Genomic DNA, 19,138 nt, shown 5'->3' on the forward strand with positions numbered 1-19,138 from the left:
CCGACAGGAGAGAGCCATGCTGAATCGTCGCGCCGTATTGGCCGCCGCACTCGGCGGCACTGCCTCTGCCTTGTTCGCTGTCTCGGTCCAGGCGGCCGCAGGCGGCGTGCGCGTCGATGTTTCCCACCTTGTTCAACAGGGCTGGGGTCCCAACGCCGCCCTTGTGAAGGCAGAGCTGGAACGCGAACTTGCCGGCAGCGGCCGCGCGGGCTCGACGCTTGTCGTCTCGGTGCTTCGCATCAACATGCCGAGCTATTCGGGCGGCGACGCGGAGGAAACCGGCGGCACTGTGGACGGAATGGAATCCGAAGCCCGGCTGATCGCTGCCGATGGACGGGTTATCGCAAGCTACCCGATCGTTTCGTCTTCATCAGCCTCATCCGGAGGCGCCTGGTTCGAGCCCGGCTTCGACAAGCGCCGGCTCGCGGCCCTGGTCCGGACCAACGCCGCCTGGATCAGACGCTATGTCGGCGAATGAGCCGCGGGCCGCCTGATCTCGAAGGCGGTCTTGCTGCGCGAGAACCCGCAGGCCTCGTAGAAACCGAGCACCGCTTCGTCCTTTCGCCCCGTCTGCAGCATGACCTTGTAGCATCCTGCCGAACAGGCCTGCTCGACAGCGGCGCCGATGACCCGCTTTCCAAGCCCCTGGCCCCGAAACCGCGCGTCCGCGACGACATTCTCGATCAGCGCAAAGGGGCTGAGGTTCCGGGTGAGATTCGGCACGACCACGATCACGCAACTTGCGATGGCGGCTCCGCCCAATTCGGCGATGTGAACCGTGATCAGGTCGCTGCCCAGGATCCGGTGCCAGGTCTCGGCGGCCATTTCGGCATTCGGGCGCGGGTCATCGCGATTCAATTGCGCATAGAGCGCCAGGATGGACGGCAGATGCTCGATGCCCGCCTTGCGGATCGCGATCTGCATCCGGCCCCCGCTAGATCACGCTGCGCTTGGACGAAATCGTCCAAACGCAGCGTGATCGATTCTCATAGTTTAGAGCATGCGTGATGCGAAAAGCCGTTGCCACTTTTTCGCAGCATGCTCTAGCCGAACGGTACGATCGGCTCGTCCTTGACGCGGTCAAGCGCCAGGGCCGTGCGCACATTGCGGACATTCGGCAGCGCAGTCAGCTCTCCGACGAAGTCCTGAAACGCCTTCAGGTCAGGCGCCACGCATTTCAGGATGAAATCGATGTCGCCCGAGAGCGTCCAGCATTCGCGCACGGCACCCCACTTGCGGATGCGCTCCTGGAATATCGCGAGATCGGCCTCGGCCTGGCTGGCGAGATGCACGAAGGCAAAGCAGACGACCTCGATCCCGAGCTTGCGCTCATCGAGTTGCGCCCGATAGCCGGTGATCAGCCCCGCTTCCTCGAGTGCCCGGACACGCCGGAGGCAGGGCGGCGGCGAGATGCCGACCCGGCTCGCCAACTCGACATTGGTCATGCGCCCGTCGGCCTGTAATTCGCGCAGGATACGCAGATCGATTTCGTCGAGTTTGGAACGCACACAGATCCCCAGAGCAAAGTCGCGCTGGTGTAGACGCAGCTCCCACGCGATACAAGGCGTCCCAACCACTGCCGCGGAGCCTGCTCTTGCCAGTTGAACCGATCCCGACGATCTGGGTCCTCACCGACGGCAAGGCTGGCGACGAGATACAGTGCCTTGGCGTCGCCGAACGGCTCGGCATCACCCCAGAGATCCGGCACATCGCCCCCGGTCGCCCCTGGAGCTGGCTGATGCCGCGCGGGCCGATCGATCCTCGCGAGGCCTCCCACAGACCTCAAAGCCCGATCCGCCCGCCTTTCCCCGATATCGTCGTCGCTTCGGGCCGGCGTGCCGCCGCCTATTTGCGTGCGGTCAAGAAGGCCTCGAAGGGCAGGACCTTCACCGTCTTTCTCAAGGATCCGAGGATCGGAGCCGGAGCAGCCGACCTGATCTGGGTCTCCGAGCATGATCGCCTGCGTGGCCCAAACGTGCTCGTCACCGTGACATCGCCGCACCGGCTCTCCCCCGGCCAGCTCGCTCAGGCCAGGCAGAGCCCGCCGCCGGCCATCGCCGCCCTGCCCCGACCGCGCGCTGCGGTCATGGTGGGCGGCGACAGCCGGCATCATAGCTTCCAGCCCGATGACATCGTCCGTTTCGCGAACGCACTCGATGCGCTCGCGGGCTCGGGCGTTGCCCTGATGGGCTCGCGCTCGCGACGTACGCCGGATGCGCTCGACAAGGCCATTGCCGAGGTCTTCGCGCGCCATGGCGGCTGGTGGTGGGATGGCACGGGCGCCAATCCCTATGTGCCGCTGCTCGCCAATGCCGATACCGTGGTCGTCACCGCAGACTCGACCAATATCGTCGGCGAGGCTGCAGCCACCGGCGCCCCCCTCCTCGTCTTCGAGCCGCATGGCGGCCACAGCAAATTCGCTCGCTTCCTCGAGGCGCTGAAGCGGCAAGGCGTTGTGCATCATTTCGAGGGACGGCTTGATGGCACCCGCTATGACCCCATAGACTCCACCGGCGTCATCGCGGAAGCGGTGCGACAGGCTTGGTTGCGGCACCGCGCCGAACTCGGCCTCGCCTGAGCATGAGCGGGCCTGGGCTTGCGTCCGCCGCACGAGACCGTATCTGACGGAACGAGGACGCAGCGCCACGCTGCGCGAAAAGGACCGAAACCATGGCTCATACCCATGCCCGCGTAATGATCATCGGCTCGGGCCCCGCCGGCTATACCGCCGCGATCTATGCGGCCCGCGCGCTGCTTGAACCGGTGATGATCTCGGGCTTCCAGCCTGGCGGCCAGCTGATGATCACCACCGATGTCGAGAACTATCCGGGTTTTGCCGACGTGGTTCAGGGGCCGTGGCTGATGGAGCAGATGCGCGCCCAGGCCGAGCACATGGGCACCAAGATGGTTTCCGACCATATCTCGAAGGTCGATCTGTCACAGCGCCCGTTCCGGCTCTGGGGTGATGGCGGCGCCACCTATAGCTGCGATGCCCTGATCGTGGCCACCGGCGCCCAGGCGAAGTGGCTGGGTATCCCCTCGGAGCAGACCTTCCAGGGCTTTGGCGTCTCGGCCTGCGCCACCTGCGACGGCTTTTTCTTCCGCGGCAAGGAAGTGGTCGTCGTCGGCGGCGGCAATACCGCGGTCGAGGAAGCGCTCTATCTCGCCAACCTTGCTGCGAAGGTCACCCTGGTGCACCGGCGCGATTCGCTGCGGGCCGAGAAGGTGTTGCAGGATCGCCTGTTCAAGCATCCCAAGGTCGAGGTCGTCTGGGACAGCGAGATCGCCGAGATCTGCGGCGGCACGCAGCCGCCGTCAGTCACGCATCTGCAGCTCCGCAACCTGAAGACGGGCGCAGAGAGCGAACTGAAGACCGACGGTGTCTTCATCGCCATCGGCCACAAGCCGTCGACCGAACTCTTCACCGGGCAGCTCGCCATGCGTGAATCAGGGTATCTCGACGTGACGCCCGGCACGACGCAGACCAACATCCCCGGCGTTTTTGCCGCGGGTGACGTCACCGACGAGCATTACCGCCAGGCGGTGACGGCCGCGGGACTGGGCTGCATGGCCGCGCTCGATGCCGAAAGATGGCTTGCCGCCAACGTCACGGAACAGCGTGAAGCGGCCGAATAGGCCGAAAAAGACAACCCATCACGATTGTTGATGGGTTGTCTCACGAGATTCAGTGTGAAAAGAGGCCCCGTCAGCAAAGCAATCGTTGACGTTCCTGCGTTTTACCCCCCAACATGCACGAAACGCATAACGGGGGAAACGCGGTGGATTGGGACCGCATCAGGATTTTTTATACCGTCGCAGAATCCGGCAGCTTTACCAAGGCTGGCGACGTACTTGGTTTGAGTCAATCCGCCGTTAGTCGGCAGATTGGCGCGCTTGAGCGTGAGCTGCGTGCACCGCTGTTTCACCGCCATACGCGCGGGCTCATTCTCACCGAGCAGGGCGAATTGCTCTGGCGCGCGGCACGCGAGATGACGCAGCGCCTGGAGCGTACGCGCGCCCAGCTTTCGGAGACGCGCGAGCATCCATCGGGCGAGCTGAAGGTCACCGCGACACGCGGTCTCGGCGGCCATTGGCTAACCCCAAGGCTGGCGGAGTTCCTCGATCTCTACCCCGACATCAAGGTTGACCTCATCCTCACCGATGAGGAACTCGACCTCTCGATGCGCGAGGCCGATATCGCGATTCGCCTGCGCCAGCCGCAGCAGCCGGACCTGATCCAGCGCAAGCTCTTCACCGTGCATTTCCACGTCTATGGCTCACCGGCCTATATCAAGCGCTTCGGTGAGCCGAAGAGCTACGAGGATCTCGACAATCACCGGCTCCTGTCCTTCGGCAGCACCTCGCCGTCCTATCTGACCGCCGTGCACTGGCTCGGAACCCTGGGCCGCGAACAGCGCAACCCACGCCCGATCCATCTCACCGTGAACAACATCACGGCGATGAAGCGGGCAGTCGACAGCGGCGCGGGCATCGCGGTGCTGCCGGACTATCTGATCGAGACCGGCTCACCCCTCGTCCAGCTCATGCGCGAGACTGAGATGCCGCAACTCGAAAGCTATCTGGTCTATCCGGAAGAGATGAAGTCGGTGGCCAGGGTGCAGGCATTCCGCGACTTCCTGATCCAGAAGGCCCAGCGCTGGACCTACTAAACGGCCGGATGCCCCGGCTATGCGCGCAGCGCGGGTATCCCGCGCTGCGGCGAACGCATGCTTTCAGCCATTTAGGCTAAAATTTGTCGCACATAATGATAGGTCATGCAGTTTCCGCATAGCGGCCCCAAGCTATGCTGCATTGCAAAACGGCACGTGCTGCCCGATATAGCAATCACGGTTGTTCGGAACGGGCTCCGCATTCTCCTCCCGGCGTTGAGTTCGTTCCAGCCGTTCCCCTCTGAGATGTTTGGCGGTAACGCCGGATGTTTCAAACTTCAAAGGCCAGCTCCCTCGGGACGCTGGCCTTTTTTTCATGCGTGGTTATGCAGCCCGGCGCGCGAGCAGGCCCGCAAGTTCGGCGAGTTGGTCGATGAAGGCCTGCAGGAAGGCGCGGGTCGATTCCTCGGGGACATCGCCGGCCTCGTCGACCAGATTGGGCTTCAGGCCGATATAGGCCTCGCCGCCCATAACCAGCGCACCAAGATTGCCAAGAATCACCCGCAGATGCTGCTGCGCTATCGCGGCACCGATCGCTCCCGGGCTCGTGCCGGCGATGGCGACAACCTTGCCCCGCCAGGAACTCTTGCCATAGGGCCGCGCCGCCCAGTCGATCGCATTCTTCAGCAGCGCGGGAATCGAACGGTTATGCTCAGGTGTAACGACGAGAACGGCGTCGGCAGCCGCGATCTCGTTCTTGAGGCGCGTCGCGCTTGCCGGCCAGTTCGCCTCGAGATCCTGATTGTAGAGTGGCAGATCGTCGATCGTGATGACGCTCGCCTCGAAGGCGCCGGAGCCGAGTCGCGACAGCGCGACGGCGAGCTTGCCGTTGATGGAATCCTTGCGTGCGCTGCCAATGATGACGGCGAGCTTCAACTTTGCCATGGGAGTTTTCCTTGGTTACAAAAAGAGACCGAGGCTCAATAAATGCCTGTGTCAAAGCCACGCAAGGAGGCACAATTTTGTCACCAGAGAACCTGCATGTGCCTCACGAGTGCCGCGCCGTTGGCGAGATGCTGTCCCGCGTCGGCGACAAGTGGACGATGCTGGTCGTAGATCTGCTCGGCGGAGGGCCGAAGCGCTTCACCGAGATCAAGCGCGCGCTCGGCAGCATCTCGCAGCGCATGCTGACGCTGACGGTGCGCAATCTGGAGCGCGACGGCCTCGTCACGCGCACACAGTTCCAGACGATTCCGCCACGCGTCGATTATGAGTTGACCGAACTCGGGCACTCACTGCGCTATCCCGTCAAGGCGCTCAGCGATTGGGTCGTCGCGAACCGGCGCGACATCACGGCCGCGCGGAGCCGCTTCGACGAAGCGCAGGAGCCGAAGCGCAAGCTTCTCAAACTCGCCTGAGAGAAAAACTCAGCGCCGCCGCGCTTCCAGCGGCAGCGAATCGAACAGGCTCGGCACATCGCTGGTGCGCGCCTTCTCGATCGTCAGCATGCGCAGCTTGGTCTCCACCCCGCCATCGGCTGAGAAGCCGCCGGTCTTGCCGTTGGCCGCCAGGACGCGGTGACAGGGCACGATGGTGGGAAAGGGATTCTCTCCCAACGCGACACCAACAGCGCGCGCTGCGCCCGGCTCTCCGATCCGCGCCGCGACTTCGCCATAGGTCAAAGTTTCGCCTGGCGGGATGCTCAGGGCAACGGCATAGACCTTTCGGTTGAAGGCCGAGAGACCGTCCATCTCGATAGGCAGGTGAGCAAGATCCCGCTTCTCTCCCCGCAGCAATGCCATGATCGCGCCAATCGCATCCTGCACGAACGGCGGAGCCGCGCTTTCGACAGCCTCCGGATAGCGCCGAGCCAACCGCTGGCGGGCTCGCGCCTCATCCTGCTCCGGCAGTTGCGCACCGATCAGGCGTTCGGCATTCCAGACCAGCGCGCAGGCGCCGATTGCCGTATCGAACAGGCAGAAACCCTGGCTCATCACGCCTCCCGACGGAAGCGGCGGCCTCAGACGTAGAGCCGCTCGCCTTCAAGCCCTTTGTACATCGCTGCGACCTGCTCGCCATAGCCGTTGAAGAGCAGTGTCGGTCGACGCTCGCGCGAACCGAGAACCTGCTCGCTGGCCTGGCTCCAGCGTGGATGCGGCACCTCCGGGTTCACATTGGCCCAGAAGCCGTATTCCGACGATTGCAGAGCCTCCCAGAAGGTCTTGGGCCGCTCGGCGACGAAGCTGATCCGCGCAATCGACTTCACCGATTTGAAGCCGTACTTCCACGGCGCGATCAGGCGAACCGGCGCACCATGCTGATTCGGCAGTGGCTTGCCGTAGATCCCCGTCACCATCAGCGTCAGGTCGTTATTCGCCTCCGCCATAGTCAGCCCCTCGGTATAGGGCCAGGGATACCAGCGTTGCGTCTGCCCGGAGGCGACGCGCGGGTTAAGGAAGGTTTCGAACTTGACGTATTTGGCACTCGAGAGCGGTTTCGCCAGCGCCACCAGGGCCTTCAGCGGAAAGCCGGTCCAGGGCACGGCCATTGCCCAGCTCTCGACGCAGCGGAAGCGATAGAGCCGCTCCTCAAGCGGCATCTTGCGGACGAGATCGTCGAACCCGATCTCGAATGGCTTCTCGACCATGCCGTCGATCGCGATGTTCCAGGGCCGCGTCGGCAGCTTCTTCGCCGCACTGACGACATCCTTGGACATGCCGAATTCGTAGAAATTATTGTAGTTCGCCGCCAGCTCCTCGTCGGTCACCGGCCGGTCGAGCGTGTAGCTCGCATTGCGCTTGGCAGGATAGAGATCGAGCGTCGGATCCGCGCCTTGCGCGGCTGCGATCTGGGGCAATGTAATCCCGGCGATCAGCCCCGCGCTCCCGCCGAGAAAGGCCCGGCGGTTCATGGCGATATGTTCGGGAGTGGCCTGGCTTTCGGGCAATTCCCAGCCAGGGCGGCGTTTGATCAGCATCGACGGACATGCTCCGTTTCAGAGAGCGAAGCTTAGTCCACAGATGAGCTTCAAGTGCAATTCACGAGGGGGAGAGGCATCGGGCCCCTCACCGCATGGCTCCATGCATCCCGGCCCAAGCGAAGCGCAGGACCGGGATGACGTCGGAGTGTTTGGAGTGGACGCGTCAGCCGCGCGCTTCCAGCGCCTTGACGATCGCATCGCCCATCTCGGCGGTCGAGACGGCATTGGCGCCCGGCGCGGCGATGTCCTTGGTGCGGGTGCCGGCGCCAAGCACATCGGCGATCGCGCCTTCGAGCCGGTCGGCCGCCTCGATGGCGCCGAAGGAGTAGCGCAGCGCCATCGCAAAGGAGCCGATCATCGCGATCGGATTCGCCAGGCCCTTGCCGGCAATGTCGGGAGCCGAGCCGTGGACGGGCTCGTAAAGCGCCTTGCGCTTGCCGGTGGCCGGATCTTCAGCACCAAGCGAAGCGGAGGGCAGCATGCCGAGCGAGCCGGTCAGCATCGCCGCGACGTCGGAGAGAATATCGCCGAACAGGTTGTCGCAGACGATGACGTCGTACTGCTTCGGCCAGCGCACGAGCTGCATGGCGCAATTGTCGGCGAGCACATGCTCGAGTTCGACATCCCGGTAGTCCTTGGCGTGCAGGGCCGTGACCGTCTGCTTCCAGAGCACGCCGGTCTTCATGACGTTGTGCTTCTCGGCCGAGGAGACCTTGTTGCGGCGGGTGCGTGCCAGCTCGAAGGCGACGCGCGCGATGCGTTCGATTTCGGGCGTGGTGTAGAGCTGGGTATCGACGCCGCGCTTGGAACCGTCCTCCAGCGTGACGATCTCCTTGGGCTCGCCGAAATAGACGCCGCCGGTGAGCTCACGCACGATCAGGATGTCGAGCCCCTCGACCACCTCGGGCTTGAGCGAGGAGGCGGAAGCCAGCGCCGGATAGCAGATCGCAGGCCGCAGATTCGCAAACAGGCCAAGATCCTTGCGCAAGCGCAGCAGGCCGGCTTCGGGGCGATGCTGATAGGGCACATCCGCCCATTTCGGGCCGCCCACAGCGCCGAACAGCACCGCATCGGCATCCTGGGCGAGCTTCATGTCGCCTTCCGAGATCGCCGCCTTGTGCGCGTCATAGGCAGCGCCGCCGACAAGTCCGCGCTCGATGGCGAAGGAGGCGAGGCCCTGCCTCTCGAACCAGCCGACGATCTTCTCGACCTGGCCGGTCACTTCGGGACCGATGCCGTCGCCCGGCAGGAGGAGGAGCTTGTGGGTCGCCATGGTCGCCTCACGCGTTTGTCGGATGTTGCTGGGGCCAGAGCGGCCTTGCCGGGCTGATTAGGCGGGGAACGGGAGTGACGCAAGCGCAGCCGCGGGGCAGCGCGCCTGCGCGGCAAGCAGAAGCTGTACGATCGGCACCAGCATCGAACCGCTTCACTCCGGCCGGAGTGAAGCGGAGAGCTGGAAGCCGTCGCAGAGCGCGACGATGGTTTCCGGATCGGAGCCGCTAGCGCAGTGCCTCTGGCATCAGCCAGTATCCCGACGGCAACGGGTGCTCCGTCCTCAGGCCTTCTTCTCCATGTTCCAGAAGAACTGGACGGGCGAGAGCACCATGCCGGTCAGGCTCTTGCGATAGGCCATTGGCTGCTGCACCAGCCCCGCCGGCGCATAGGGCACCGTCTCGAAGGCGCGCTTCTCGATCGAGGCGGCCAGCTCCTTCTGCTTGGCCACTTCAGGCGTTGCAATCCACTGATCGCGCAGACCTTCCAGCGTGGCATCCTCCGGCCAGCCGAACCAGGCGGCAGGGCCATTGCTGCGCAACAGCGGATGCAGCGCGGGATTGAGCACGTCGGCGCCCGACCAGAGCGTGTGGAACACCGACCAGCCGCCCTGGTCCGGCAATCCGCGGTTGGAACGCCTGCCGATGAAGCTGGCCCAATCGGTCGCGACCAGATCGACAGTCATGCCGAGCTTCTTCAGCAGTTCCTGTGTCACCAGGCACTGGTTATAGGCGATCGGCTGGTCGGCGGGTGCCAGTAGCAACACCTTCTCGTTCTTGTAGCCGGCCTCCTGCAGCATGGCCTTGGCCCGCTCCAGATTGTTGCCGAGTGCAGCCTGTCCGCCCGCTCCGGTCGACATCGGCGAGCCCGGCGTGAAGAAGGTCTTGCACTCCTTGTAGTAGTCCTTGCTGCCGACGACCGCCTCCATGTAGTCGGTCTGATCGATTGCCATCATCACCGCCCGGCGGATGCCGGGATTGTTGAAGGGCGGCTGCAGATGGTTGAAACGCATCAGCAAGATCAGTCCCAGCGGCACGTTCTCGATCGCGATCTCGGGATTGCTCTTGAGCAGGGGCAGGAGATCGACCGGCGGCTGTTCGTACCAGTCGACCTCGCCCTGCATCAGCGCGCCGACTGCGGCTGAAACCTCGGTCAGCGGCAACCATTCGATACGGTCGATCTTGGCGACCTTGCCGCCAGCGGCCCAGGACGGAGCCTCCTCTCGTGGCCTGTACTTGGCGAAGCGCTCATAGATCGCGTTCTGGCCCGGCACCCATTGCTTGTCCATGAAGCGCCAGGGTCCGGAACCGATCGCCTCCGTGATGTTCTTGGTTGGCTCCATCATGGCCACGCGCTCGGGCATCATGAAGGGCACGTTCGAGGAGAGCTTGCCGAGCGCGTCCGGCAGCATCGGGAAGGGCTTCTTCAGGCGGATGGCGAAGGTGCGCTGATCGACGACATCGTAACCCTCGACGAATGTCGCGAAAGTCTGCCCGAAGGCATCGCGCGCCGACCAACGCTTGATCGAGGCAATGCAGTCCTGCGCCCTGACCGGCTGCTCGTCGTGGAACATCAGTCCGTCGCGCAGATGGAAGGTCCAGCGCAGCCCGTCCGGCGCAGTCTCCCAGCTCTCGACCATTTGCGGCTGGATGCGGAACTGCGCGTCCGTCGCAAAGAGGGTATCATATATCAGATAGCCGTGATTGCGGATAACATAGCTCGTAGCGACGATCGGATCGAGGGAGGGCAACGGCGTTGACGGAATGAAGCGCAGCGTATTGGCGCGCGACTGCGCGCGCGACGGAAATCCAACGAGGCTGGAAGCGGTTAAAGCGGAACTTCCGGCCAGAATCTGACGGCGATTGAGTCGCATTCGGCATCCCCTTGCTCTTGAGCTTTCGCGCCTGGCGCGCCTGCCTTCTGTTAAGCAAGAGATATACCAGCATGACCATGCGGCCAGACGCAATGGCCCTTGCGATGGCCAGGCGGCATCAACTGGACTCGCCCCGGCCCGCTCGCTATTCCCTTGACCGTCTCAACGGGGTGCCCGGCGATTTCGGGCTGAGAGGGAAGCGCAGGGCTTTCAACCCGTCGAACCTGATCCGGATCGTGCCGGCGGAGGGATTGAGCACTGGCGTCTCGCAACCGGAGACCGCCTTCCCTCTCGACCGTCATGGCCTGCCGTCGAATGCATGCGGGGTGACGCCATGACCTTTCTGAACAACCGGTTGACCCGGATCGCCGCCGCGCTCTCGGCGCTCCTGCTCGCGACGCCGTCCATGGCCCAGGAGAAACCGGCACTGACGGTCTACACTTATTCCTCCTTCACCGGGAAATACGGTCCCGGCGCGAAAGTGAAGGCGGCCTTCGAGGCGCAATGCAGTTGCACGCTGAACTGGGTCGCAAGCGATGATGCCGGCTCCCTCGTCGCGCGCCTGAAGCTGGAGGGTGAGGCGACCAAGGCCGATGCCGTGCTCGGCCTCGACATGAACCTTGCTGCAGAAGCCAAGGCGACGGGACTGTTCCAGCCCCATGGCCAGGACCGTGCCGCGCTCACTTTGCCCATCGCCTGGACTGACGATACCTTCCTGCCCTTCGATTGGGGGCATCTCGCCTTCGTCTATGATTCAACCAAACTTGCCGCGCCGCCCACCAGCCTGAAGCAGCTTGTCGACGATCCGAATGGGCCAAAGCTCGTGCTGCAGGACCCGCGCACCAGCGCGCCCGGGCTTGGCTTCCTGCTCTGGATGCGATCCGTCTATGGCGACGGCGCTGACGCCGCCTGGACCAGGCTCAAGCCGCGCATCGTCACCTTCACCAAGGGCTGGTCCGAGGCCTACGGACTCTTCCTCAAGGGCGAGGCCGACATGGTGCTCTCCTACGCGACATCGCCGGCCTATCACATCGGCGCCGAGAAGAAGACGCAGTACAAGGCCGCCCCCTTCAGCGAAGGCCACTATCTGCATGTCGAACTCGCCGGCATGACGCGCACGACGCGGCAGCCGGAACTCGCCAAACGCTTCCTCGCCTTCACGCTTTCGGACGCCTTCCAATCGCTGATCCCGGAAGGCAACTGGATGATGCCGGCGAAACAGGCGACAGGTGGACTGCCGGCTTCATTCGCCGATGTCGTCAAGCCGGAACGAACCTTGCTGTTCACGCCGGACGAGGTGCGCACGCAGCGCCGAACCTTCATCGACGCCTGGCTCGCCGCAGCGAGCCGCTGAGGCCTTGCTCCGCCCGGCCACGCTCACTGCGCTTGCCATCCTTGCGCTCGCCGGCGCCTCGCTCGCCGGGCTGGCGCGAGCCGGCGGCGACGTCGCGGCCCTGTCGTCGCTCGGCCCCTATCTCGCTCGCCTCGTCGCAGGAGCGACCGTCCAGGCGGGCCTGTCGATGCTGCTCTCGCTTCTGCTGGGCACGGCACTGGCGCTTGCCTTGCTGCGCCGCCGCTTCCCAAGCCGCAACCTCCTGCTCGCCGTGCTGACCGCCGCCGCCGTCGCACCGACGATCGTGATCGTCTTCGGCGTCATCGCGATCTATGGCCGTTCCGGGTTGCTCGGCGACCTGGCGCGTGCCGTCGGTGCTGAACCGCCGGCGATCTACGGGCTCCAGGGTATCCTGATCGCGCATGTGCTGATGAATACGCCGCTGGTGACGCGCACGCTGCTTCAGGCCTTCGGCCGCGAACCGGGCGAGCGGAGGCGCCTGGCGTCGGCACTCGGCTTCTCCGCCGCCGATTGTTTCCGGCATCTCGACTGGCCCGTGATCCGGCGCGAAGCCCCGGCGCTAGCCACCTTCGTCTTTCTGCTCTGCTTCACGAGCTTTGCCGTCGTGCTCTCGCTCGGTGGCGGGCCTGCCAATGCGACGCTGGAAGTCGCGATCTACGAAGCGGTCCGTTTCGAGGCCGATTTCGCCCGCGCGGCCGCTCTCGCCAGCCTCCAGCTTGTGCTCTGCCTCGGACTTGCGACTGCGCTCGCCGCACTCGCGCCGGCGGCCCGCGACGAGGCAAGTGCCGAGCGCCATGCGGTGCGCCCCGATATCCTCGCCCCTTCCCTGCGGCGGCTGGACTGCCTTGTTCTCATTCTGGCGACGGCATGGATCGCACCGCCTCTCCTCAGCATCGCAAGCGGCCTCACAGCCGTACCGATGCTCGCGACCGCCGAATTCGCATCGGCTGCCGCGACGAGCGCGGCGATCGCGCTTGGCGCTGGCCTCCTCGCCTGCCTGTTTGCCGTACTGCTCGCCAGCGCCGCGCGCGGACGCCGGCCGCGCCCGGGACTTCCCGACCTTGCCGCCTTCACCATGCTTGGCCTGCCGCCCTTCGCCTTCGTGGCAGGGCTGTACGTCCTGACCCGCAACCTCGCCGATCCCGCAATGCTCGGTCTGCTGCTTGTGCCGCTCGTCAACGCCCTGATGGCGCTGCCCTATGCCTATCGGCTGCTGGCACCGCCACTCGCGACCAGCGCCGAGCGCCATGGAAGACTGGCAGAGAGCCTCGGCATTGCCGGCTGGACCCGGCTGCGTCTCGTCGAATGGCCAGCCCTGCGCGCACCGCTGGCGGCCGCATTCGCCTTTGCCACGGCGCTCTCGCTCGGCGATTTCGGCGTCATTGCTCTGTTCGGTGGCGGCGAGCTCACCACCTTGCCCTACCTGCTGGCGAACCGCCTCGGCGCCTATCGCATGGATGAAGCGGGAGCGCTGGCGCTCGTGCTGGTGCTTTCCGCCGGGGGGCTCGCCTACCTGACCGAGCACTGGAGTGCGCGTCATGCTTGAGCTGGCGGGCCTGTCCCTCAACTATCCCGGATTCGAGGCGCGCTACGACCTCGTCATTCCAGCGGGCGCGCTCTGCGCCGTCATCGGCCCGTCAGGCGGCGGCAAGACCACGCTGCTCCATGCCATCGCCGGCTTCGAACAGCCTGCGGCCGGAACCCTCCGCTTTGCCGGCGCAGATCTGCTGCTGCTCGCACCAGCCAGACGACCAGTCTCGATCCTGTTCCAGGATCACAATCTCTTCCCGCACCTCACGGCAGCTGAAAACGTCGCGCTTGGACTGAAGCCGTCACTGCGGCTCGACGCCTCCGAGCGCGAGCGCGTGGCAGCTGCGCTGGCCGCGGTCGATCTCGCCGGCTTCGCAGCCCGCCGACCGGCGGAGCTCTCGGGCGGTCAGCGTCAGCGCGTCGCCCTCGCCCGCGCCCTCCTGCGCGGCAAACCGCTGATGTTGCTCGACGAACCGTTCGGCGCACTCGACCCCGGGCTACGCCGCGAGATGATCGAGCGCGTCGATGCGCTGCGCCGCGAACACGGCCTCACCGTGCTGATGACGCTGCACACGCCGGAAGAGGCGGCCGGCCATGCCGACCTTTTTGCCTTCGTTAGGAATGGCCGCGTCGAAGCATCCGGCCCGTGGACGCGCCTGACGGCGTCGGACGGACCAGAGCCTGTCAGGCGCTTCCTGGGCATCTGAAGCGCGCCGTCCCGACTAACCGCGCAGCCGGGCCGTAATTTCGATCTCGATCTTCATCTCGGGCTTCAGTAGCCCGGATACGACATAGATGCCGGCCGCTGGCCGGATCTGCCCGAAGATTTCGCCGCAGACGGTGAGAACCGGTTCGCAATAGCTGCGATCCGTGACGAAATACTGCGCGCGCACGACGTTGGCGAGTGCAGAGCCCGCTTCGGTCAGGACCGCGTCCAGCGTCCGGAAGATGTTGCGCGCCTGTTCCGCCGGATCCTCCGGCATCGTCATGGTGACATAGTCATAGCCAGTCGTGCCCGAGACGAAGACGAGGTCGCCATCGACCACCGCCCGCGAATAGCCGAAGGCGAGCTCGAACGGCGAACCGGTGGATATCAGCCGGCGCTTCGGATCCAACATCGTCATCCCCGTCCACCCTTGAGCGCGCGCAACACCTTGGCGCCCGGCCGGCCGGTCTGCGGCATGCCGATCTGCGATTCGATTTCCTTGATGGCGGCCCTGGTCAGCGAACCGACGGCGCCGTCCGGCTCGCCGACATTGTAACCCCGCGCGCTCAGCAGGCGCTGCAATTCGCGACGCTGCTCGCGCGAGAGCGGCGGATCGTCGGTCGGCCAGTCAGCCTGGATTCCCGGCCGGCCGCGGATGCGGTCCGAGAGCAGCGATATGGCAAGTGCGTAGGAATCCGCACCGTTATAGCTGTAGGCCGCGTCATAGTTCTTGAAGACCAGGAAAGCCGGACCATTGCGGCCGGCCGGCATCAGCAACCCGGCATTGCCCGAGCCGGACAGTCCCGAGCCGTCATATTTGACGATCCCGCGTGCAGCCCAGGATGAGAGCGGCTGCTTCGGATTGCGCCCGGTCGGACCGGAATAGCCGTTGGGGACGCGCACCTCGTAACCCCAGGTCGCGCCAGTCACCCAGCCGGCCTTGGCCATGAAGTTGGCGGTCGAATGTAGTGCGTCGGGAATCGAGTCGACGAGATCGCGCCGTCCATCGCCATCGCCATCGACGGCGAGCCGCATATAGGTCGAGGGGATGAACTGGGTGTGGCCGAAGGCGCCGGCCCAGGAACCCATCAGGCGGTCGGCCCGGACATCGCCGCGCTGGATGATCTGCAGCGTCGCGATCAGCTCACCCTTGAAGAACGCGTTGCGACGCGGTGCGAGACAGGCGCCGGTCGAGAGCGCCTGGACGAGGGGCATCTTTCCGCGCGCCTTGCCGAAATCGCTCTCGACGCCCCAGACCGCGACGATGGCATGGCGGTCGACGCCAAAACGCTGCTCGGCCGCGGCGAGGGTCGAGGCATGCTGACGCAGCATGTTGCGCCCCTCCGCCACCTTCTCCTCATCGACCAGCGTGCCGAGATAATCCCAGATCGGAGTCTTGAACTCCGGCTGGTTGTTCATCGCCTCGATCACCTTCATGTCGGGCGTGACGCCCGCCATGGCCCGGTCGAAGGTGGCGCCGGACACGCCTTTCGCTGCAGCCTCCGAACGCAGGCCGGCAATGCAGGACTGGAAGTCCGCCTGGGCGCCGGACGCGAAGAGGATGAGCGGAAAAGCCAGTTTGAATGCGCGCATGAACCCACCGAAACCCAAGGAATGACGCAAAACTAGGGCCGAATGGTTAAAGGAGATTAACCATGCGCGAACTGCGCGCAAAAGTCGCAAAAGACGGCTATGGCAGGGGCCTGACCTGATTCGAGGCGATGCCGCCCATGCCTGTCGCCACAACCGAGCTCCTCGGCTTCACCGCAGCCGCGCTGACGACCCTGTGCTGGCTGCCCCAGGCCTGGCACACGATCCGGACCCGGGACACACGCGCGATTTCGCTCTGGACGCAGATATTCTTCGCGCTCGGCATTATTCTCTGGCTGGTCTACGGGCTCCTGCTGATGTCCTGGCCGCTGATCGGCGCCAATGCCGTGACATTGGTGCTGGTCCTCACCATCCTGACCATGAAGCTGCGCTACGGCTGAACCGGCTCTATCGGGAACCCCGCACGCTGGTTAGGCTTTCTGTAGACACAGCCTCGGACCGCCAATCCCCATGCCAACTCTCTCCACCGCCCATCTCCTGCCGACCGCCATGCTTGTCGGCTCGAATGTCTTCAAGACCTTCTCCTGGTATGGCCATCTCAGCTACAAGAGCACCGCGATCTGGCTCGCCATCCTCGCCAGCTGGATGATTGCACTGCCGGAATACATGCTCGCCGTCCCTGCCAACCGCATCGGCAATGCGGTCTATTCCGCCGCCGAGCTGAAGACGATGCAGGAGGTCATCCCCCTCACCGTCTTCGCCGGCTTTTCCGTGCTCTGGCTCAAGGAGCCGCTCGGCCGGAACCATGCGATCGGTTTCGCGCTGATTGCGGCCGGTGCCTTCTTCATCTTCCAGGGCAAGGCGTAAGCAGGATGGCCAATCTCCCTTCGCCCGGACATCCCGCGGTCTCCGCCTATCTCGCCAATGGCTATGACGGAGTCGTCGGCATGTCGTCCCGCTTTGCCGCGGCGATCTGCGCGCGGCTGCTGCGCCTGCAAACCGAGGAAGGGCTGCATGGCCCGGTTGCCGAGATCGGCGCCTTCGAGGGACGCTTCTTCATCGCTCTCGCCCATGCGCTCGAGCCGGGCGAGGTCGCTCTCGGCATCGATATCTTCGAGTGGCCGAATCCGGAGGTTGAGCAACGCTTCGAGGCGAATTGCCTGAAGCACGGCATCGGCCCCGAGCGGCGCGTCACGATCAAGGGCGATGCGGGAGCGATGGCGCCAGTCGACCTGCTGAAGCACACCGGCGACGCGAAGCTGCGTCTCATCCACATCGACGGCGAGCATTCCCGCGTGGCGCTCGCCAGAGATCTCGCACTCGCCACCGCCTGCCTGGCCGATGGCGGGCTGATCGTTCTCGATGACATGCTGCATCCCGGCTACCCGACGTTGATGGTCGCGGTGCAGGCCTATCTCGATGCACACCCTCAGATTGTGCCGCTCTGCATCATCGACCGTGAGACGATTGTCGGCGCCACCAAATTCGTGCTCTGCGAGCAGCACTGGTTCGAGCGCTATCAGGCTCGGATGCTCGATATCTTCAAGGAGCAGATCTGGCCGCTGGGCGCCGACTTCGAACCGCATTGGTGCCTGGTGCTGTCGCTCGACACCCGGCTGGCGGACATCACCTGAGCTGCCGGCGCGCTGCCTGCCGTATGTCATTCCGGACACGCCGCCATAGCGCTGCCGTCCGGCACGTCGGGTCGGTGCCGGGCTCAAGAATGGTTTCCGGCCTTCAGCTTCGCTGCGGCCGGGATGACCGTATCACCCCGACCACCTAGGAAGACTGCCGTGAAGAAAGCTATCCTCGTCGCCCTATCCATCTTGAGCCTCTCGACGCCGGCGCTCGCCGGCCCGACCTGCAGCCCGAGCGACGACCGCGCCAGGATCCTCGCCTCCGCCAGCACAGGCGACGTCCACCCAACCTGGCGCGGCGGAAAACATGTCGGTTACGGCTGGTCGCTGCAGGTCAAGCGCAACGCCCGCGACGACGCCGGTACGTCCTATTATGTCGGGGATCTCTATGACACGCGCGGTCAGCTCTCGACGCGCAATGCCTTCGTCATCGAGAACGAATGGGATTGCGGTCCCTGACGCGCCCGCTCCGGCGCTTACCGCGCCGGCCTGACCCGCAGGATCTTGCCGTTGGCATCATCGCTCAGCAGGTAGAGATAACCGTCGGGGCCTTGCCCGACGTCACGAATGCGCTCGCTGAGCGTGGTCAACAGCCTCTCCTCGCCGGTGACCGTCTCGCCCTGTGTCGAGAGGCGGATCAGCATCTGCCCGGCAAGGGCGCCAACGAAGAGAGAGTTTTTCCAGGCCGGCCAGATTTGCCCGGTATAGAAGGTCGCGCCGGACGGCGCGATCGACGGGTCCCAGTAGAACAGCGGCTGCTCCATACCGGGTTTCGATGTGCCCTCACCGATCTTCGCGCCGGAATAGTCGATCCCGTAGGTGATCACCGGCCAGCCATAGTTGAGCCCGGCCTTCGGCGTGTTGATCTCGTCGCCGCCGCGCGCGCCGTGCTCTGCGGTCCAGAGTTGCCCGGTCTCTGGATGCAGCGTCGCGCCCTGCACGTTGCGGTGGCCGATCGACCAGATCTCCGGTTGCCAGCCCTCCTTTTTTGGATTGCCCGCCGCCGCCTTTCCCTCCGGGCTGATCCGCAGGACCTTGCCAAGGTGATTGCCCGGGTTCTGCGCCTGATCGCGCTGGCTGAAGCGGTCGCCCACCGTGACGAACAGCGCGCCCGTCCGGTCGAAGACCAATCGCGAGCCGAAATGCATGTTGCTGTTGATCGTCGGCATCTGCCGGAAGATCACGCTCATCCCTTCGAGCGCGGTGCCGCCCGCATTGAGACGCCCGCGCGCGACGCTGGTGCCGTTTCCATTGGCGCGCGGCTCCGCGAAGGAGAGATAGATCTGCCGGTTATGGGCAAATTGCGGATCGAGCGCGACATCGAGCAGCCCGCCCTGCCCGCGTGCCATGACGCTCGGCACACCCGCGATCGGCCGCGAAATCTCGCCCGCGGCGGAAACCAGCCGCAACCGGCCCGGCCTTTCGGTCACGAGCATGCGCCCGTCAGGCAGGAAGGCGAGGCCCCAGGGATGCTCCAGACCGCTCGCCACCGTCTCGACGACCAGCTCGCCCGCGCTCGATGGGAAGCGCTGCTGGGCATCGGCCGTCGCCGACAGTGCCAGGACTGAAAGCGTGGCGCTGAAGCAGGCGGCAAGAACGCTGTGGCGCATGGAACTCTCCCTGTC

The 19,138-nt window shown here is 64.9% G+C and carries 22 protein-coding genes and 1 riboswitch; of the genes, 12 read left to right on the forward strand and 10 right to left on the reverse strand.

All coding sequences use genetic code 11. The features are described 5' to 3' along the window. Positions 1-16 precede the first annotated feature (16 nt). Entirely contained in the window at positions 17-478 is a 462-nt protein-coding gene (locus tag AC1DGP_RS05330; protein WP_441489411.1) for a hypothetical protein, read from the forward strand. On the opposite strand, the gene AC1DGP_RS05335 is transcribed toward AC1DGP_RS05330, so the two are convergent. Together AC1DGP_RS05335 and AC1DGP_RS05340 are read right to left on the reverse strand one after the other, a co-directional pair. After that, positions 463-924, reverse strand: a complete 462-nt coding sequence (locus AC1DGP_RS05335) for a GNAT family N-acetyltransferase (protein ID WP_441505264.1) — start codon at positions 922-924, stop codon at positions 463-465. The two genes, AC1DGP_RS05330 and AC1DGP_RS05335, sit on opposite strands and share 16 nt — an antisense overlap. A 119-nt stretch (positions 925-1,043) precedes the next feature. Next, positions 1,044-1,508 (reverse strand): Lrp/AsnC family transcriptional regulator, encoded by a 465-nt coding sequence (locus tag AC1DGP_RS05340; protein ID WP_441489413.1) that lies wholly within the window; start codon positions 1,506-1,508, stop codon positions 1,044-1,046. A gap of 86 nt (positions 1,509-1,594) precedes the next feature. Here AC1DGP_RS05340 and AC1DGP_RS05345 point away from each other — a divergent pair, with 86 nt between their 5' ends. The 3 genes from AC1DGP_RS05345 (at position 1,595) to AC1DGP_RS05355 (ending at position 4,670) form a co-directional block, all read left to right on the forward strand. Beyond that, on the forward strand, positions 1,595-2,578 hold the full coding sequence (locus AC1DGP_RS05345; RefSeq protein ID WP_441505263.1) for a mitochondrial fission ELM1 family protein: 984 nt from the start codon (positions 1,595-1,597) through the stop codon (positions 2,576-2,578). Positions 2,579-2,670: 92 nt separating this feature from the next. Then, the gene (trxB, locus tag AC1DGP_RS05350) at positions 2,671-3,636 is read left to right on the forward strand and encodes a thioredoxin-disulfide reductase (protein WP_069879715.1); all 966 of its coding nucleotides are present in this window, start codon (positions 2,671-2,673) and stop codon (positions 3,634-3,636) included. Positions 3,637-3,779: 143 nt separating this feature from the next. After that, entirely contained in the window at positions 3,780-4,670 is an 891-nt protein-coding gene (locus AC1DGP_RS05355; RefSeq protein WP_043233503.1) for a LysR family transcriptional regulator, read from the forward strand. A 324-nt stretch (positions 4,671-4,994) separates the two neighbouring features. Here AC1DGP_RS05355 and AC1DGP_RS05360 read toward each other — a convergent pair whose 3' ends face one another. Further along, positions 4,995-5,555 (reverse strand): NADPH-dependent FMN reductase, encoded by a 561-nt coding sequence (locus tag AC1DGP_RS05360; protein ID WP_476831808.1) that lies wholly within the window; start codon positions 5,553-5,555, stop codon positions 4,995-4,997. A gap of 128 nt (positions 5,556-5,683) precedes the next feature. Between AC1DGP_RS05360 and AC1DGP_RS05365 the strand changes: the two genes are divergently transcribed. Further along, on the forward strand, positions 5,684-6,028 hold the full coding sequence (locus AC1DGP_RS05365; protein WP_441505367.1) for a winged helix-turn-helix transcriptional regulator: 345 nt from the start codon (positions 5,684-5,686) through the stop codon (positions 6,026-6,028). A 9-nt stretch (positions 6,029-6,037) separates the two neighbouring features. On the opposite strand, the gene AC1DGP_RS05370 is transcribed toward AC1DGP_RS05365, so the two are convergent. The 4 genes from AC1DGP_RS05370 to AC1DGP_RS05385 form a co-directional block, all read right to left on the reverse strand. Then, the gene (locus tag AC1DGP_RS05370) at positions 6,038-6,604 is read right to left on the reverse strand and encodes a methylated-DNA--[protein]-cysteine S-methyltransferase (protein WP_476831809.1); all 567 of its coding nucleotides are present in this window, start codon (positions 6,602-6,604) and stop codon (positions 6,038-6,040) included. A gap of 26 nt (positions 6,605-6,630) precedes the next feature. Beyond that, positions 6,631-7,587 carry a protein-methionine-sulfoxide reductase catalytic subunit MsrP gene (gene msrP, locus AC1DGP_RS05375; protein WP_476831810.1) on the reverse strand — a complete coding sequence of 319 codons (957 nt, stop codon included), beginning with the start codon at positions 7,585-7,587 and terminating at the stop codon, positions 6,631-6,633. Between the two features lie 166 nt (positions 7,588-7,753). Next, complete coding sequence (gene leuB, locus AC1DGP_RS05380) at positions 7,754-8,863, reverse strand: 3-isopropylmalate dehydrogenase (protein ID WP_441489419.1); 1,110 nt, start codon at positions 8,861-8,863, stop codon at positions 7,754-7,756. Positions 8,864-9,145: 282 nt separating this feature from the next. Continuing rightward, positions 9,146-10,735, reverse strand: coding sequence for an ABC transporter substrate-binding protein (locus AC1DGP_RS05385; RefSeq protein ID WP_441505260.1), 1,590 nt, complete (start codon positions 10,733-10,735; stop codon positions 9,146-9,148). A 156-nt stretch (positions 10,736-10,891) separates the two neighbouring features. Then, positions 10,892-11,003, forward strand: a riboswitch (TPP riboswitch). Between the two features lie 66 nt (positions 11,004-11,069). Between AC1DGP_RS05385 and thiB the strand changes: the two genes are divergently transcribed. From thiB to AC1DGP_RS05400, 3 genes are read left to right on the forward strand one after another with little or no spacing between them, the layout of a single operon-like run. Then, the gene (gene thiB / locus AC1DGP_RS05390) at positions 11,070-12,089 is read left to right on the forward strand and encodes a thiamine ABC transporter substrate binding subunit (protein WP_441505259.1); all 1,020 of its coding nucleotides are present in this window, start codon (positions 11,070-11,072) and stop codon (positions 12,087-12,089) included. Between the two features lie 4 nt (positions 12,090-12,093). Further along, on the forward strand, positions 12,094-13,635 hold the full coding sequence (locus tag AC1DGP_RS05395; RefSeq protein WP_441505258.1) for an ABC transporter permease family protein: 1,542 nt from the start codon (positions 12,094-12,096) through the stop codon (positions 13,633-13,635). Beyond that, on the forward strand, positions 13,628-14,326 hold the full coding sequence (locus tag AC1DGP_RS05400; protein ID WP_476831811.1) for a thiamine ABC transporter ATP-binding protein: 699 nt from the start codon (positions 13,628-13,630) through the stop codon (positions 14,324-14,326). Before AC1DGP_RS05395 ends, AC1DGP_RS05400 begins: the two co-directional genes overlap by 8 nt. A gap of 15 nt (positions 14,327-14,341) precedes the next feature. On the opposite strand, the gene AC1DGP_RS05405 is transcribed toward AC1DGP_RS05400, so the two are convergent. Both AC1DGP_RS05405 and AC1DGP_RS05410 read right to left on the reverse strand, forming a co-directional pair. Continuing rightward, a complete protein-coding gene (locus tag AC1DGP_RS05405; protein ID WP_441489424.1) occupies positions 14,342-14,743 on the reverse strand; it encodes a RidA family protein in 402 nt (133 codons plus the stop codon). After that, on the reverse strand, positions 14,740-15,918 hold the full coding sequence (locus AC1DGP_RS05410; protein ID WP_476775160.1) for a lytic murein transglycosylase: 1,179 nt from the start codon (positions 15,916-15,918) through the stop codon (positions 14,740-14,742). Before AC1DGP_RS05410 ends, AC1DGP_RS05405 begins: the two co-directional genes overlap by 4 nt. A gap of 137 nt (positions 15,919-16,055) precedes the next feature. Here AC1DGP_RS05410 and AC1DGP_RS05415 point away from each other — a divergent pair, with 137 nt between their 5' ends. The 4 genes from AC1DGP_RS05415 (at position 16,056) to AC1DGP_RS05430 (ending at position 17,972) form a co-directional block, all read left to right on the forward strand. Next, on the forward strand, positions 16,056-16,316 hold the full coding sequence (locus AC1DGP_RS05415) for a SemiSWEET family sugar transporter (protein WP_476775161.1): 261 nt from the start codon (positions 16,056-16,058) through the stop codon (positions 16,314-16,316). A 70-nt stretch (positions 16,317-16,386) separates the two neighbouring features. Next, positions 16,387-16,743, forward strand: a complete 357-nt coding sequence (locus AC1DGP_RS05420; RefSeq protein WP_476775162.1) for a DMT family protein — start codon at positions 16,387-16,389, stop codon at positions 16,741-16,743. 5 nt (positions 16,744-16,748) lie between these two features. Then, on the forward strand, positions 16,749-17,510 hold the full coding sequence (locus AC1DGP_RS05425; RefSeq protein WP_441489428.1) for a class I SAM-dependent methyltransferase: 762 nt from the start codon (positions 16,749-16,751) through the stop codon (positions 17,508-17,510). A gap of 159 nt (positions 17,511-17,669) precedes the next feature. Continuing rightward, positions 17,670-17,972 carry a hypothetical protein gene (locus tag AC1DGP_RS05430; protein WP_069879702.1) on the forward strand — a complete coding sequence of 101 codons (303 nt, stop codon included), beginning with the start codon at positions 17,670-17,672 and terminating at the stop codon, positions 17,970-17,972. Between the two features lie 17 nt (positions 17,973-17,989). Here the strand turns inward: AC1DGP_RS05430 and AC1DGP_RS05435 are convergent, their stop codons facing one another. Next, positions 17,990-19,123 carry a PQQ-dependent sugar dehydrogenase gene (locus tag AC1DGP_RS05435; protein ID WP_476831812.1) on the reverse strand — a complete coding sequence of 378 codons (1,134 nt, stop codon included), beginning with the start codon at positions 19,121-19,123 and terminating at the stop codon, positions 17,990-17,992. Positions 19,124-19,138 lie beyond the last annotated feature (15 nt).

It is taken from the genome of Allobosea sp. 05T433 (assembly GCF_056396065.1).